This window comes from Paenibacillus sp. MZ04-78.2, from assembly GCF_024213375.1.
Taxonomy (GTDB): domain Bacteria; phylum Bacillota; class Bacilli; order Paenibacillales; family NBRC-103111; genus Paenibacillus_G.
The window spans coordinates 24,164-39,322 of the sequence record NZ_JANAVJ010000011.1; the positions used below are offsets into that span (position 1 = coordinate 24,164).

Annotated in this window: 13 protein-coding genes and 1 pseudogene; 10 read left to right on the forward strand and 4 right to left on the reverse strand. The window is 48.5% G+C overall.

What is annotated here, in order from left to right; genetic code table 11:
* Positions 1–86: 86 nt before the first annotated feature.
* From NLX71_RS10680 to mdcH, 8 genes are read left to right on the forward strand one after another with little or no spacing between them, the layout of a single operon-like run.
* Positions 87–1,469: a M20/M25/M40 family metallo-hydrolase gene (locus NLX71_RS10680; RefSeq protein WP_309248935.1), complete on the forward strand. Its 1,383-nt coding sequence runs from the start codon at positions 87–89 to the stop codon at positions 1,467–1,469.
* 17 nt (positions 1,470–1,486) lie between these two features.
* The gene (locus NLX71_RS10685; protein ID WP_254363604.1) at positions 1,487–3,022 is read left to right on the forward strand and encodes an AbgT family transporter; all 1,536 of its coding nucleotides are present in this window, start codon (positions 1,487–1,489) and stop codon (positions 3,020–3,022) included.
* A gap of 55 nt (positions 3,023–3,077) precedes the next feature.
* Complete coding sequence (gene mdcA / locus NLX71_RS10690) at positions 3,078–4,739, forward strand: malonate decarboxylase subunit alpha (protein ID WP_254363605.1); 1,662 nt, start codon at positions 3,078–3,080, stop codon at positions 4,737–4,739.
* Position 4,740: 1 nt separating this feature from the next.
* A complete protein-coding gene (locus tag NLX71_RS10695; RefSeq protein WP_254363606.1) occupies positions 4,741–5,643 on the forward strand; it encodes a triphosphoribosyl-dephospho-CoA synthase in 903 nt (300 codons plus the stop codon).
* The gene (locus NLX71_RS10700; RefSeq protein WP_254363607.1) at positions 5,631–5,927 is read left to right on the forward strand and encodes a malonate decarboxylase subunit delta; all 297 of its coding nucleotides are present in this window, start codon (positions 5,631–5,633) and stop codon (positions 5,925–5,927) included. The genes NLX71_RS10695 and NLX71_RS10700 overlap by 13 nt, the downstream gene beginning before the upstream one ends.
* A 1-nt stretch (position 5,928) precedes the next feature.
* The gene (locus NLX71_RS10705) at positions 5,929–7,638 is read left to right on the forward strand and encodes a biotin-independent malonate decarboxylase subunit beta (protein ID WP_254363733.1); all 1,710 of its coding nucleotides are present in this window, start codon (positions 5,929–5,931) and stop codon (positions 7,636–7,638) included.
* Positions 7,626–8,249, forward strand: coding sequence for a malonate decarboxylase holo-ACP synthase (locus NLX71_RS10710; RefSeq protein WP_254363608.1), 624 nt, complete (start codon positions 7,626–7,628; stop codon positions 8,247–8,249). Before NLX71_RS10705 ends, NLX71_RS10710 begins: the two co-directional genes overlap by 13 nt.
* 22 nt (positions 8,250–8,271) lie before the next feature.
* The gene (gene mdcH / locus NLX71_RS10715; protein ID WP_254363609.1) at positions 8,272–9,201 is read left to right on the forward strand and encodes a malonate decarboxylase subunit epsilon; all 930 of its coding nucleotides are present in this window, start codon (positions 8,272–8,274) and stop codon (positions 9,199–9,201) included.
* 150 nt (positions 9,202–9,351) lie between these two features.
* On the opposite strand, the pseudogene NLX71_RS27040 reads toward mdcH, so the two are convergent.
* Both NLX71_RS27040 and trxB read right to left on the reverse strand, forming a co-directional pair.
* A pseudogene (locus tag NLX71_RS27040) lies at positions 9,352–10,152 on the reverse strand (F510_1955 family glycosylhydrolase); the annotation flags it as partial.
* Positions 10,153–10,380: 228 nt separating this feature from the next.
* Positions 10,381–11,322, reverse strand: coding sequence for a thioredoxin-disulfide reductase (trxB, locus tag NLX71_RS10720; RefSeq protein WP_254363610.1), 942 nt, complete (start codon positions 11,320–11,322; stop codon positions 10,381–10,383).
* Between the two features lie 219 nt (positions 11,323–11,541).
* On the opposite strand from trxB, the gene NLX71_RS10725 reads away from it, so the two are divergent.
* Entirely contained in the window at positions 11,542–12,150 is a 609-nt protein-coding gene (locus NLX71_RS10725) for a hypothetical protein (protein WP_254363611.1), read from the forward strand.
* 26 nt (positions 12,151–12,176) lie between these two features.
* On the opposite strand, the gene NLX71_RS10730 is transcribed toward NLX71_RS10725, so the two are convergent.
* Positions 12,177–12,698: a hypothetical protein gene (locus tag NLX71_RS10730; RefSeq protein WP_254363612.1), complete on the reverse strand. Its 522-nt coding sequence runs from the start codon at positions 12,696–12,698 to the stop codon at positions 12,177–12,179.
* A gap of 641 nt (positions 12,699–13,339) precedes the next feature.
* On the opposite strand from NLX71_RS10730, the gene NLX71_RS10735 reads away from it, so the two are divergent.
* Positions 13,340–13,819 (forward strand): DinB family protein, encoded by a 480-nt coding sequence (locus NLX71_RS10735; protein ID WP_254363613.1) that lies wholly within the window; start codon positions 13,340–13,342, stop codon positions 13,817–13,819.
* A gap of 136 nt (positions 13,820–13,955) precedes the next feature.
* Here NLX71_RS10735 and NLX71_RS10740 read toward each other — a convergent pair whose 3' ends face one another.
* Positions 13,956–14,861 carry an AraC family transcriptional regulator gene (locus NLX71_RS10740; protein ID WP_254363614.1) on the reverse strand — a complete coding sequence of 302 codons (906 nt, stop codon included), beginning with the start codon at positions 14,859–14,861 and terminating at the stop codon, positions 13,956–13,958.
* Positions 14,862–15,159 lie beyond the last annotated feature (298 nt).

The following is a 15,159-nucleotide window of genomic DNA, read 5'->3' on the forward strand; positions in this document are numbered from 1 at the left end:
GATTGCATCGATTTAGTAAAGGTATAATTTTAAAAAAACGATTATGCGGATGGATAATGCGAGAAAACATAGCCAGGGAAAGGACAATGAACATGGTAATAAGTCTTGAGAAAATTGAACCCATCATCTGTGACCGAAAAGAACACTATTTAGCGCTACTGTTTACCCTGCTGCGACAAAAAAGCATCAGCACCCAAAATGATGGTATTGTGGAGTGTGCCGAGCTGTTAAGGGAATTGATGGAGGAGATCGGGATTCAAACACGTTTAATCGAAACGAAAGGAAATCCTGTCGTGTATGGTCAGCTCCTCAAAAATGAAAGCGCATTCACCCTACTCATCTATGGTCATTATGATGTCCAGCCACCGGACCCCCTCGAAGAGTGGTTATCCCCGCCTTTTGAACCTACGATTCGGGATGGGAAAATTTACTGCCGAGGCGCAGGGGATAACAAAGGCCAGCTTATGGCTCAAGTTCTCGCAGTCAAGACTTATTTGGACGCCTATGGCGAGCTTCCGATCAATGTGAAATTTGTATTCGAGGGGGAAGAAGAGCGAAGCAGCGTCAACCTTCCTTCCTTTGTCCAAGAAAATAAAGAGCTCTTAAAGGCGGATCTGGTCTACACGTCGGATGGGCCATCTCATGAAAGCGGAAATCCCTTAATCTTATTAGGAGTTCGAGGGAACCTCAAGGTACAGTTAACTGCGTCAGGGGCTGACTGGGATAATCATTCGGGAAACAAAGGGAATATCGTTCCTAACCCGGTCTGGAAACTTATCAATCTATTTCTCACCCTGCGGGATAAAAACGAACGTGTGTTAATTGAAGGTTTTTATGACAATATACGTCAACCTACCGAATGTGAGCTTCGGCTTCTGAAGGAGATCCCTTATAACCGGGATGAAATTTCCGAAAAAATCGGATACAAGGATTTGGCTTTGGATGGAGAAACCTATTATCGCCGGCTCATGTTTGAACCGACTTTCAACATTTCCGGATTTCATAGCGGTTATGGCGGGAACGGGGTTAAGACCATTATTCCCTCCAAAGCTACAGCGAAAATGGATATTCGTTTAGTTGCGGATCAAGACCCTGAAGATATTTATCAAAAGCTTGTTCGTCATGTCAAAAAGCACGCGCCCGATATTGACGTACAATTCATGGGTGCTGTTGATCCATCCCGAACGAGTTCGAACCACGAATTGGTCAAAGTCGTCACAAGCGCCGTTCGAGAGGCTTATCAACTGGAACCTATTATTCAACCCAGTCTAGGCGGCAGCTTGCCGGATTATGTATGGACAAAACTATTAGGCTTGCCATCGATTGTTGTTCCTTACGCCAATTTTGATGAAGCCAATCATTCTCCGAATGAAAATCTGAATATTGATCATTTTTTTAATGGGATAAAGTGTACGTGTCATGTGATCCATAAGCTTGGAGAACATTCGAGAGCATCGATTTCCATATAGGAAGGAAGCGTGAAAATATGGCTAAAATACAGCCTCTCATTCAAAACAATCCTAAAGGGCTGATGGGGTTTTTGAACTGGATTGAACGTACAGGGAATCGTATTCCTCACCCTTTTACCGTATTTCTATATTTAATCTTGTTTGTTCTGGTCGCTTCGTGGATTGGCAGCTATTTGGGATTAAGTTCGGTTCATCCCGGTACGGGGAAGGAGCTTCATATCAAAAGTTTACTTTCTACCGAGGGTGTTCATTATATTTTGGGATCGACAGTCGATAATTTTGTGAAATTCAAGCCCTTAGGATTAGTTTTGGTCATGGTACTCGGTATCGGGTTGGCCGATAAGGTTGGTTTGTTTGAAGCCACCATCAAAAAAGTTCTTTTAAACGCGCCGAAAGCGGCCATTACGTATGGAGTATTGTTTGCCGCATTTATCGGCCACTTAGCTTCAGATGCCGCTTATGTCATTATTCCACCGTTAGCAGCGATGGTGTTCCGGTCGTTCGGGAGGCATCCTGTTGCCGGTCTTGTTACAGGTATAGCGGGGGTGGGCTGCGGTTTTACAGCAAACATCTTTATAGCCGGTACGGATGTACTTTTATCGGGGATTACCACCGAAGTAGCGAAAGCGGTTAACCCCAACGTTCAGGTAACGCCTATAGACAACTGGTATTTCATGTCCCTTTCGGTCTTAGTGCTCACGATCGCCGGAGCGTTTATTACGGAACGGATTGTGGAACCACGGCTCGGAACCTATCAAGGAGAACATTCGGACCCACAAATCATTGAACTCAGCCCCGTAGTGAATAAAGCGCTTCGAAATGCTATGGTTGCGGCATTGATCTATATTGGCTTCCTTGCTACGGTCCTTTTTATTCCTCATTCCCCTCTTAGAGGAGAGGATGGAGGAATTCTAACATCTCCATTTATGGAAGGGATTATCCCCATTATTTTGTGTTTCTTCATTGTGACGGGTTTAGCCTACGGAATTACGATGAAAAAGGTCACTTGCACAGCCGATGTCGTCAAGCTCATGTCAGACTCGATAAAAGATATGTCCGGCTTTATCGCATTGGCCTTTATTATTGCACAGTTTATCGCTTATCTGAACTGGAGCAATTTGACCATGTGGATTGCGGTAAGCGGTTCGGAAATGTTGAAAACGGTTCATTTGACAGGCTTCCCGGCAATACTCCTCTTTACATTCGTAGCCGTGATCATGGCTTTGCTTATTACTAGCGGATCTGCCCTATGGTCGGTGCTTGCGCCCATCTTTGTTCCCATGCTGATGCTGCTAAACTTTCATCCCGCTTTTATCCAAGTGGCTTATCGAATTGCGGATTCCGCAACGAATATGATTACCCCGCTCAACCCTTTTGTAGCCGTTATGCTCGGCTTCTTGACGCGGTATGACAAGAAAGCGGGTTTGGGGACGCATATCTCGTTAATTTTTCCTTACACTGTCGCTTTCCTTATTATATGGGTTCTCATGCTCTGCCTGTTTGGGCTATTGGGAATCCCTGTTGGACCAGGCGTTTCTATGTACCTGAAATAAGACTTCCGAGGAACCAACACATTTCTATTGAAAAAGGAAGGAAGGGTGCGACGTTATGAACCGGCAAGCACTAGATCAAGGAACTGAAAGATCATGGACGACACGTCGTGATCAGAAGAATAGCCGCTTGGAGAAAATCAAATCTTTTATGAAGGGACGCGTACTCCCTGCGGAGCGCATCGTCGATGCTCTGGAGTCTTTACTGGCGCCGGGTGATCGAGTGGTTTTGGAAGGGAACAATCAGAAACAGGCGACATTTTTATCTCGGGCTCTAGCCATGGCGGACCCGAATAAAGTAAATCGTCTGCACATGATCATGTCCAGCATTTCCCGCCCGGAACACCTTGATCTATTCGAAAAAGGGATCGCAAGAAAAGTAGATTTTGCTTATTCCGGTCCGCAAAGCCTTCGTATCTCACAAATGCTTGAGGATGGGCAGATTGAGATCGGGTCTATTCATACGTATCTGGAGTTATATGCGCGGATGTTTGTCGACCTCATCCCCAATGTCGCCCTCGTCGCCGCTGACAAAGCGGATGCGGAAGGAAATCTGTATACCGGTCCGAACACAGAGGAGACGCCAACGATTGTTGAAGCGACGGCATTTCGCAACGGCATCGTCATTGTACAAGTCAACGAAATGGTTGACCGTCTACCGCGCGTGGATATTCCCGCATCCTGGGTGGATATTGTTGTCCAAGCGGACGAGCCTTATCAATTGGAGGCTTTGTTCACCAGAGATCCTCGCTTGATCACAGAAACGCAAATTTTAATGGCCATGATCGCCATTCGAGGCGTATACGAGCGTCATGAGGTACAATCGCTGAATCATGGCGTTGGATTTAATACAGCCGCGATTGAATTACTATTGCCGACGTACGGCGAAAAGCTCGGTCTCCGCGGGAAAATATGCAAACACTGGGCGCTTAATCCTCACCCTACGATGATTCCGGCTATTGAGAGCGGATGGGTCGAAAGCATTCACTGTTTTGGCGGGGAAGTAGGAATGGAGGCGTATACGGCTGCACGTCCCGATGTTTTTTTCACGGGTTCGGACGGCAGCTTGCGCTCGAACCGCGCCTATTCGCAAATGGCCGGTCAATATGGAGTGGATCTGTTTATTGGCTCCACGCTCCAGATGGACGCTGTCGGAAATTCTTCAACCGTGACCTCCGGTCGACTGACCGGCTTCGGCGGCGCTCCTAATATGGGCCATGATCCTCGTGGACGACGCCATGCAACTCCGGCTTGGCTGAATATGATCTCCGAGGAAGGAACGATCGTAAGAGGAAAGAAGCTCGTGGTCCAAATGGCTGAAACGTTCCAAAAAGGCGACCAACCCACGTTCGTTGAATCTTTGGACGCCGTAGAGGTTGGGCTTGATGCCAATATGCCCATCGCACCGGTGATGATCTATGGGGACGATGTAACTCATGTTGTAACTGAAGAAGGAGTCGCCTATCTCTATAAAGCGCGCGACCTCGAAGAACGTCAATTAGCGATTGCGGCTATTGCCGGAGTCTCTCCCCTTGGTCGTGATCATGACCTGTCCTTAAACGACCGGCTCCGCAGCGATGGTTTAGTCGCGTTTCCCGAAGACCTTGGAATCCGCCGCACGGATGCAAAGCGTTCTCTGCTGGCAGCCAAAAGCGTAGAGGAGTTGGTCGAATGGTCGGGAGGACTCTACAAACCACCGGCGAAATTCCGGAGTTGGTAAGATGATCGAATATTCTGTTCCATGGACGAATGCTGATTCGTGCAGCACATGGCTCGCTAATTTAGTCACAAAAGCACTGATCGATGAAGCCGAGCTTACCCCGAAGCCTGGCTTGGTCGACATGGAAACGGCGGGAGCCCATACGGACTTGCATATTGATCTCATGCGGCGATCCGCTCAAGCCTTGCGTGAAACATTTGCGGAGATGGCACGCGTTGCCTTTCGAAGTAAGCCGTATCAAGAGCTGCGCGAGCAATTAGCGCGGATTGGCCGTGACGGCGAAGAAGCGATGTTGGAAGCAACGGGTGGAACGAATACGCACCGCGGGGCCATCTGGGCACTTGGTCTATTGACCGCTGGCGCCGCAATCTATGGACCCCCTGCCTCTCCGAAAGAGATTGCAGCACTTGCCGGAGAGATTGCGCGTTATCCGGACCGGTTTGCTCCCGTTAGAACTACAAATGGAATACGCGTTCGGCAGCAGTATAAGGTTTCCGGCGCCACCGGAGAGGCACAGCAGGGATTCCCGCATGTGATTCACATCGGATTGCCGACGTTGCAGTCATCCCGTCATCGCGGCGTACCCGAGAGCCAAGCCAAATTGGATGCCCTGCTGGCGATTATGGCCTGTCTTGATGACACTTGTCTGCTGCACCGGGGCGGTGTGGAAGCGCTCCATTTTGCGAAGCAAGGGGCTTGCCATGTTCTTGTATTAGGCGGAACGTCCACCGCAGAAGGCTGGAATGCTCTTCGGCAGTTAGATGCGGGTCTGATCGCCCGGAATGCTTCGCCTGGCGGAAGCGCCGATCTTCTCGCCGCCACATTGTTTTTAGATCATCTCTCGATGTACGGATCTAATCGATATAAGGTCCCAATAGGAGGTGCCTTTGGATGGAACAATTGACGTTTGAATATAACGCTAAACAAAAAGTATCGCGGCGTGCACACGTCGGAGTGGCCGGTTCCGGAGACTTGGAAATCTTGATTGAGCCTTGTCAAGAGCGACGGGCCTATGTGGTGATTCGCACTCAGTCGAATGGGTTTGGGGAAACGTGGAAAGCGGTGCTGGATCGCTTTTTTACCGTCTACGAGTTGGCTGTGTCCATTGAAATCAATGACTTTGGAGCAACACCCGGCGTCGTATCGCTTCGATTGGCGCAAGCTGTGGAGGTGCTTGTTGATGAATAACATGCTTGTGAAAAATAGCTTTATTGAATTAAATGCCAGAGAGAAGGCTGCGGCGATTCTCGACCCGGATACTTTTCGCGAGCTGCTCGGGCCCTTTGATCGAATAGAGTCTCCTCACCTCGCACCTCAGGGCATTGTTCCACAGAGTGATGACGGTGTGGTCATTGCTCGCGGCTTAATCAATGGAGCTTCCGCTGTCGTCATTGCTATCGAAGGCGCTTTTCAAGGAGGAGGAATTGGGGAGGTGTCCGGCGCCAAGATCGCAGGGGCACTCGAACAAGCGTTGAAAGACAATGAAGAGGGCATTCGTACGAAACCTGTATTATTGCTTGAGACCGGGGGCGTGAGATTGCAGGAAGGAAACTATGGGTTGCTGGCCATTGCAGAAATGCAAGCTGCGATTGTGGCATTGCGTCGCTACGTACCCGTCGTAGGTGTCGTGTCGGGGATGATCGGTTGTTTTGGCGGCATGTCGATCACATCTGCCTTATGTACAGCTCTGATCATGACTCGTCAAGGACGGTTGCAGCTAAACGGACCTGAAGTCATTGAACAGGAAGCGGGCATCCGGGAGTTCGATTCGAGCGACCGTCCGTTCATCTGGAGCACGGCCGGTGGCGAGCAGCGATTTGCAACCGGTATGGTTGATACCTTGGTCCGTGACGATGTGGCAGAAATTTATCAGGCTGTTCGTGATGCATGTCAACGAGACGTGCCGCTTGAAGCTCGCAGTTCTCAGGTGGAACGGTTTCTTTCCCGGCTTGCCGTTATTGACCCCTCCGCTCCGCTTGATGCTTCACGGCTACGGGCCCTATGGGGACGGGATCAAGAGCAAGAGGTCTCCCCTGCTGACGAACGGATCAGGGAATTGGAAGAAGTATGGCGCCAGACAGAATCGAAAGATAGGAGTCGTGGGAGAACGTGGTTTGAAGCGTTGACTGGCGCAACGAAGCCGGAAAAAGCAGGAGCGCCATCCGTGTTGTGTGCAGATGCATCCTTAGACGGTGAGTGCGTTCGTTATATTGCGGTCGTTCCCAATGCAAAAAACCGATTCCCCCGTGCCCGCCACGGCGAGGTAGGTTTGGACGAGGGCTGGACCATTGCACGATATGTCCGTGATGCTATCAAAGCTGATGAACACGGTAAGCGCCGAGCGATCGTGGCCATTGTCGACGTGCCGAGTCAAGCCTATGGCTACCGGGAGGAATTACTGGGTATTCATTTGGCTTGTGCCGCTGCCGCAGACGCCTACGCATCCGCCCGATTGGCTGGGCATCCTGTCATTGCGCTCCTTGTTGGAAACGCCATCTCAGGCGCTTTCCTTGCCCACGGATTACAGGCCAGCCGCATCCTTGCGCTTGATGACCCCGGTGTTGCCGTACAAGTGATGTCCCGAACATCCGCCGCACGTGTCACCCGCCGATCAATCGAAGAGCTGGAAGAAGCGGCCAAAAAGCTGCCCGCGACCGCTTACGATATACGTTCCTTTGCTTCACTAGGTTCATTGCACGAATTACTGGCGGACGTGTCTGCCGATGAGCCTGCGCAACCAGACATCGAGAACGTGCAAAGCAAATTAAAAAATGCGATTTCCGAAACACGAAACACGACAAGGGATTTAAGTCATCGCTTGACTTCCGATCATTCCCGAAAGGGACGAGCCGCATCCATCAAAGTACGTGTCCGTATGGCGGAACAATGGAACTGCTAGTTCATGATCTGCTGCAAATTCGCCATATAGAGTCCATCGTCAGTAATGAAGAAGTGCCACAATGGGTGCGCGAATCGTTGCTTCGCTCCCCTTGGGTTGTTGTTCGCAGAGCGCCGCTTCAGGATGGCATGATTCCGATCGGGGTTCGTGGCGAACATAGAAATCAACGTTTCGGCGCCTATCTTCCCTCCTCTGAGGTCGTAATGAAAGTCACGCCGGAGCAGCTCGTCTCACAGGCCGGCTGGAGAACGAGCGAACGGCTTCATACCATTCGGGCTTTCCAGATCCTTGATACCGTTTCTTCGTATTACGGTCGTTATGATTGGTCTTGGGGACTCACGGGCAGCATCGGTTACGAACTGGCAAGCTCTGCGCCGACTGCTCGTCCCGACAGCGACTTGGATATCGTGATCCGAATGCCCCAACCGTTAGATAGGGAGACTGCAAGAACTATCCACGATTGGCATACTCAACTGCCGATTCGAGTAGATGCCCAGCTTGAGACTCCCTTCGGAGCGGTTGCACTCGCCGAATATGCCCGTCATGAAAAACAGGTACTTCTCCGTACAAGCTCGGGCCCTAAATTAGTGAACCGTCCATGGGCTCCGTAAATAAGAATCGGGAGGATGGAAAATGAGCGTTGTGTTTCTCTTTCCCGGCCAAGGTTCTCAACAGACAGGAATGCTCCATCAATTGCCTGATCATCCGGTGATCGAAGCAACTTTTCATGAGGCAAGCGAGGTATTGAAAGAAGACTTGGAAATGCTAGATTCGGAAAAGTCGCTTTCCTCTACGGTTGCCGTTCAACTTGCTTTACTTATTTCCGGAGTAGCTGCGGCCCGTGCTTTACAAGCGGAAGGAGCCTCACCAGATTGGGTGGCTGGTCATTCTGTGGGCGCATTTAGTGCCGCTGTCATTTCAAATGTTCTAGAATTCAAAGACGCGCTACAGCTTGTAAAGCTGCGTGCCACGCTAATGGAAAATGCATATCCAAGGGGATATGGGATGGGGGTTGTCACAGGTCTCCATGAACGCCGATTAGTTGAAATGATCGAAAAAGAATTTACGCGCGCGGAGCCTGTCTACATGGCTAACCTGAATGCTCCTCAACAAATTACCGTTGCAGGTGCGATTGCCGGGCTCGAAAGAGTTTTTGCAGCCGCACGTTTGTCAGGTGCTCGGATGGCCCGGTTATTGAACGTAAGCGTTCCTTCGCATTGCCCGTTGCTCAATCGGGTATCAGACGAGTTGATGGCGGCTTTGGAAAGGACAGCTTTGCGTGAACCAACTGTCCCTTACGCAGCAAACGTTAACGCACGAACTCTTAATAATGCTGCGGTCATCAGAAAAGACCTTGCATTAAGCGTTGCCAAGCCTGTTCGGTGGCACGATGCAACTACGCTGTTATATGAACGGGGGGCCAGGCTGTTTGTGGAAATGTCACCTGGTCACGTCTTGACAGACCTGTCTGCTGCGGCATTCCCTAACGCACGATCGATTTCGTTCAGCAAGAGTGGATTGGAGGACGCGAAAATATTGATTTTGCGTGAGAGGGGAAGTTAGTTCCGTGCTTGTACAACAAAAAAGCCGTCGATACGTGCTCGACAGCCCTTTTAGCAAGAGGCGACATTTAATTGCCGGTTGATTTCTGTCCTGCGTTTCCCGTTCCCGCTTTAGGAGCCGTGCCCTCCGTGACCTGCGCCCGATAGCCAGCTCCTTGGGCTGGATCGGGCTGCCGGCAACGTACAAGATCGTATCGCCGCCCTGCACCGGAACGTTAATCGCCGTCTGCTGCTTCGTCGCTGCATCGATGCGGAACAATTCAACCTTCGGATTAGACACGGCGGCCAGCAGTTCGCCCGACTCCGTGAAGGCTAGCGACGTAACGGGACGGACGGCCGCAAGAACGGTGAACGAATTGCCATAATCGTTCGAGACGAACACTCCCGCGGTTGTGCCGACGGCGACGATGGAAGCTTGCGTCGGATGTACGGCCAACGCTGCAATTTGTCCTTGGACACCCGACATGCGGCTTCCTGTCCAGGTTTTTCCCTCATCCTGGCTGTAGAACAAGCCCGACTGCTTCATCTTGGAATTGGCCTGCTCGTTCAGCACATACAAGGTATGTGTCCGGTAACCCGCGCTCATGCCGTGCAAATCGGCTTCTCCCTCCAAAGCGAGAATTTTGATCGATTTTCCTTCATCCGTGCTTCTAACGAGGCCAAGCGGGTTGGTGTAGGCGGAATCAGGCGCCGGATGTCCACTGCTGTAGAACCCGTTATCGACCGCAGAGAAGCCCATGTAATCGTGCTTCTCTCCCGGAGCGTCGCTCCACTTGCCGTCGGCATAGATTTTGATCCCGGTATGCGCCGGAATCAGCAGACGCTTCCCGTCACCCGAATAACCCAAGCCGTGAAGGTGCATTAACGTCGTATCGGGACCGGCGGCCCCGTCCGGTTTCTCCGCCGTTGGCCGGGAACATGCTGCGGCTCCGATGATCAGAGCGATAATCATGGCAAACAGAACGATTTTTTTCAGAAAAATGCTCCTCTCCAAAGAAAAAGACCTTCATAAGTGTCTGCACTTCATTTCCTGACCCGATGCGGGTCAGGTTATGATCAGTGTAAGCGACACTTTTGAAGATCTTGTGTAGACAAGATGTATGTCTTTCATTCGAAGGTGCACGAAAGCCAATTGCCCCGACGCCAATGCAGACGCCGGGGTCATAGTCATCCGATTCTATTACAGCGCAAGCTCCTTCAGCTCGGCCGACTCCAGAAACCTCTCGCAATCGAGCGCCGCCATACAGCCTGTGCCGGCTGCGCTGATCGCCTGCCGATACCGGCTGTCCTGAACGTCGCCGCACGCGAATACGCCGGGAATGTTCGTTTCCGTCGTTCCGGGCTTCACCAGCAGGTAACCGTTCTCGTCGGTCGTCAGTTGGCCGTCCAGAAACTTCGTATTCGGCGTGTGGCCGATCGCTAGGAAGACCCCGCTCGTTTCGATGATTTCTTCCTCGCCGGTATCGTTGTTTCTCACCTTAAGCCCGGTAACGCCCTGTTCTCCCGCAATGACTTCCAGCGGAGTCCGGTTCAGCTTCCAGCTGATTTTCTCATTGGCGCGCGCCCGGTCCTGCATGATCTTCGACGCGCGAAGCTCGGTGCGCCGGTTCACGATAATGACTTCCGAAGCGAAGCGGGTCAGGAAGCCCGCCTCTTCCATGGCCGAATCCCCGCCGCCGATGACGATAACTCTTTTGCCCCGGAAGAAGAAGCCGTCGCATGTCGCACAGGCGCTTACCCCGCGGCCGATGTTTTCCTTTTCTCCCGGAATGCCAAGGTATTTCGCGGAAGCTCCGGTGGATACGATCACCGTTTCCGCTTGAATGTCGCCCATGCCTTCTACCGAAAGCGTAAACGGCCGCTTGGAAAGGTCGGCTTTGTTCACCCATCCCATCCGAAATTCAGCGCCGAAGCGTTCGGCCTGCTTACGCATATTATCCATTAATTCGGGACCCATGATCCCTTCCGGGAAGCCCGGAAAGTTCTCGACCTCGGTCGTCGTCGTCAGTTGCCCTCCCGGCTCCGGACCTTCGATCACCAAAGGCTTCAATCCCGCTCTCGCCAAATAAATAGCCGCCGTCAAACCTCCGGGGCCTGTTCCGATAATTACGCTGTTATACATGATGTGTTCCTCCTTCATTCAGCCTATCATTTAAGCCTTATCATATCTCCCACGGAGACAGGTTGCATGAAGGTTTGATTAAGGTCACATGAAGGATTCATGAAGAAAAAGCGGACAATTTCCGTATGTATCGCTGTAGTAATTGGCTTTATTTGTGTGCTACAGTTAAGAGCAGAATAATTTTGCTAGCTATAAACGACGAATAGGAGAGTGATAACAATGCCGATGTCAACGGAAAATATACAGGCGTTAAAAGATATGATTGAAGGCAAAAGTAGCGTTTGGTGGCATAAATGGTGGCGCGATCATGCCGTTGCTCTTGAAAAGGAATTGGGGAGAACAGACTTTTTAAAGTTAAAACATGGGCGTTTAACAGCTGCGTCAGAATACTTGAGCAAAATAGGCGTTTCCTACATATGGAGTCCAAAAGGCAGGCTAGCCGAAACTTATGCGAAATTAGACACAAGTTTGTTAGATGAGGATGGCAAATTGAATGAGGCTGCGCTTGATGAACATTGGGGCGGGGCAATCGGTTTGTTTAAGAATGGGCAAGCCGATCAATCAATGGAAGTTTTCAAAGAAATGTTATACAAAATCATCGAAGCTCAAAGTATAGATGAGTTTGAGGAGTTGGCAAATTGCGATATATTATTTGAACTTGGGGAAGATGACTTTGCCTTAGCTTGTTTAAAAGTAATCTCAACGATTCAAACCGATGATGATTTTAGTAACGTTTTAGAGGAGTTTAATGAAGCTTATGATGATATCGTATTTTCAGCGATTGATTTTGCTAAGCGTGAATACGAAAAACGTACTTCGTTGGAATGAATACTGAAAAAAAGCGAAGCGCCCTTTTACGTGGAGGGCGCTTGTCGTCGGTAATCCTCATGCGTTAAACCAAAAGCCATGAAGTGAAAGGTGTTAGCATCCGGATTTTTGTAATCCTCGTCATCATTCGGTTCAAACCATAATTCTACATTGCTTTTTAATATACGAATAATAGCATTCTTCAAATTCTTGTTATGCACTAAAGTAAAGCTGATTTTATGTTCATTTAAAACTTTCATTGTTTTTGACAACGTTAAGTACCGTGTTTTTTCAAAAATCCATTTATTTAAATGAATATGCTTTCCTGCGGTGAATCGATAGAAATTATCACACCAAATCATGTAAAGTACATCATGATGAAAATGAAACTCAATATTTCCATACTGCCAGATATAGAGGTCATGGTTCATGTTGGACATCGTGTCTGGATCAGGAAAATTGTTTAAAATCCATTCTTTTGTTTGCCCCATTTTTATATAATCGAATTCACCATGAACAACAAACTTGAATAAATCAACATGAACAGGGTTTGTTAGTTTAATATTCATCACCTTATCTCGAAGCTATGTATTTTATTTCATCTGCAAGTCGCGTCCTTGATATATAGGAGTCCCCTTGGTCGGAGAAATGATGTTTGATGGCGGCTAAGACCGAGCTTTCCTTTTAGCCGCTCTTTGAATCTGGGATTTTATATTATCACTTCTCTTATGAGCTTTCTCTTTAACAAAATCTAACGATTTGCTCCATTTCTTTATCTTATTTGTTTCATGGTTCCAGATGTACACGTCTGCGCTTAATAACCCAGAACTCGTTTTTTGAAGTACCAGTTGGTTGCCTGTTTCACCAGCGGCGATTGAAATGAGATTATCGTTCATGTAGTCCCAACGTGCTTTAGTATTTTCGTAAACGATATGGTTTGAAGTTTTCCGAGGATTTGAATAGCCACACCCAATTCTTCCGCAGCCGCGTTTATCATCTCTTCACAAACCCCAAGATTTAGAGAGGGCACTTCATTGATTCTATGCTTCTCCATTTTCGCACCTCTTTCTTCTTTAGTGTATCACTATAGAAGATGGGACGATATTCTAATGTTTATGCTTTAACTATAGCTACTAACATTTGATTCGTTTATTAATCTAAGTTAGAATTAATCCGTAACCATTATCCATAAACGAAAGGGGTAAAAAAAATGTCTCAGGCCATTCTTAACACTGCATTAAAGGTTCGCGGCATGGTATTAAATAAAGTTAATTCAATTCCGGAAGAACTGTTCGACATTCAACCTGTGCCTTTCAATAACACCATTAGATGGAATATTGGTCATATTGTTTCTTCTTTAGACGGATTCCTTTCTCTTGGGACTACATTCAATTCAAATCTTCCTGAGTCTTACCCTTCTTTGTTCGGCATGAATAGCAAGCCATCTGACTGGACTACAGCTCCTCCTTCGAAAGAGGAACTAGTCCGATATTTGTCACAGCAGCTAGACGCACTTTCACAATTCCCTATTCGTACTTTTGAAGATAAACTTGAGACTCCAATTCAATTGGGGCCGATGACTTTTGAAACCGTTGGGGAGGTTTTTAACTTCGCATTTGTTCATGAGACAATGCATTTGGGAGCAATAAATTACATTCTCAGAGCCATCAACCATGAACAAAACAAATAAGCCTAGTTGATTGTCGGCAGGTTCCTCGCTGCTCCACCACCAATTATTTCCACGTTGCACCGTCAGCGTATATAAGAAATCGCCGCTCATCCTCCGACATTGGAAGTGAGCGGCGACAGTCTGATAAATGTCCAGCTTACAATTTTCCAAGCGGTTCCACCGGCAAATAGATGTCAACAAACTGTTTTCCTTGCGGATTTGCATTGGGGTCGCTGACATATACCTCAAACGGGAAAGCATCGCGTGGTTGACACCCACTATTAGGCAACCATTCGCCGTACATATATTTCCAGGCTGCACCGTATTCATGCTGATAAATCTCGAAATGCCCTACGGCGCCAATATCACCATTTTCCTCGAATTTGGCATCATTGGGAATACTCATGCACAGACTGGTGCGAAGCTGGTTTTCATCCGTCATTTCGGGGTTGTCGTGGTAGATGGTTAGGATCTTTGTTTTTCCGGGTTCCAAAAGGTTGTGGCTCATGGCAAAGCCATAAAGCTTTTCCATCATGCCCGGCATAGCCGTTGCCAAGCCCTGATAGGTTCCCGTATAGCGAACATAAATGACCCGCATTTCATTTACCGTTACCATTTCAACATTTGCTTTACTATCCACTGGATCACTTCCATTTCTATCATTTAGGATACCTCGATTATATTTTGGATTTTCAACAGGGTCTTTGCAATTCTTGCTATGTTGATTTCTGTATTGTGTGGGGCTTAACGAATAATGATGTTTGAAAGCACGGGAAAAGACCGCTGAATCCGTAAAGCCGAAATGATAGGCAATATCCGTTACGGTGATTTCCGGGCGGTGAACAAGAAAAAATGCGGCTCTTTCTAATTTGATGCGGTTCACATATTGCAGTAGGGATTCGTTCGTAATCGCAGTAAATATTCTGTGAAAGTGATATTTTGAAAAGCCGGCAATATCAGCGAGTTCATCGAGTACCAGCGTATGGTTCAGATGATCTTCGATATAATCCTGTACTTTATGTATGCGCCTCAAATATTCCGTTCGACTTTGTGTGTTGCTCATCAATCATTCCTCTTTTCTTTGTTAGCTTCTGTAAAAAAATCGACAAACGAAGTGAAAAACAAAAAAGAGCAGCTCGCCGCTTGCTCCATGCCGGTTTTCGTTCGGTTTTTGTAAACGCGTCCGTTTGGCCAATTCGCTCATCCGCGGTGCATCCCGTTCTTCCTCCTGAACATCGGTTAACTTCATCATACTTGATTCCGCGCTGACGGAGCAACTAACCCGAGTTAGGCATGAAAGTCGACAACGTATAAAATAAAAAGATTGCCGCGCCCCAGCCTTTTTGGCTGGAGGTTCGGCA

Bases quoted from the DNA above. Each gene is read 5' to 3' on its own strand.
- trxB (WP_254363610.1), bottom strand. From the start codon at position 11,322: ATGTATAACAGCGTAATTATCGGAACAGGCCCCGGAGGTTTGACGGCG.
- NLX71_RS10700 (WP_254363607.1), top strand. From the start codon at position 5,631: ATGGAACAATTGACGTTTGAATATAACGCTAAACAAAAAGTATCGCGG.
- NLX71_RS10710 (WP_254363608.1), top strand. From the start codon at position 7,626: ATGGAACTGCTAGTTCATGATCTGCTGCAAATTCGCCATATAGAGTCC.
- NLX71_RS10725 (WP_254363611.1), top strand. From the start codon at position 11,542: ATGCCGATGTCAACGGAAAATATACAGGCGTTAAAAGATATGATTGAA.
- mdcH (WP_254363609.1), top strand. From the start codon at position 8,272: ATGAGCGTTGTGTTTCTCTTTCCCGGCCAAGGTTCTCAACAGACAGGA.
- mdcA (WP_254363605.1), top strand. From the start codon at position 3,078: ATGAACCGGCAAGCACTAGATCAAGGAACTGAAAGATCATGGACGACA.
- NLX71_RS10735 (WP_254363613.1), top strand. From the start codon at position 13,340: ATGTCTCAGGCCATTCTTAACACTGCATTAAAGGTTCGCGGCATGGTA.
- NLX71_RS10680 (WP_309248935.1), top strand. From the start codon at position 87: ATGAACATGGTAATAAGTCTTGAGAAAATTGAACCCATCATCTGTGAC.
- NLX71_RS10695 (WP_254363606.1), top strand. From the start codon at position 4,741: ATGATCGAATATTCTGTTCCATGGACGAATGCTGATTCGTGCAGCACA.
- NLX71_RS10685 (WP_254363604.1), top strand. From the start codon at position 1,487: ATGGCTAAAATACAGCCTCTCATTCAAAACAATCCTAAAGGGCTGATG.
- NLX71_RS10730 (WP_254363612.1), bottom strand. From the start codon at position 12,698: ATGAATATTAAACTAACAAACCCTGTTCATGTTGATTTATTCAAGTTT.
- NLX71_RS10740 (WP_254363614.1), bottom strand. From the start codon at position 14,861: ATGAGCAACACACAAAGTCGAACGGAATATTTGAGGCGCATACATAAA.
- NLX71_RS10705 (WP_254363733.1), top strand. From the start codon at position 5,929: ATGCTTGTGAAAAATAGCTTTATTGAATTAAATGCCAGAGAGAAGGCT.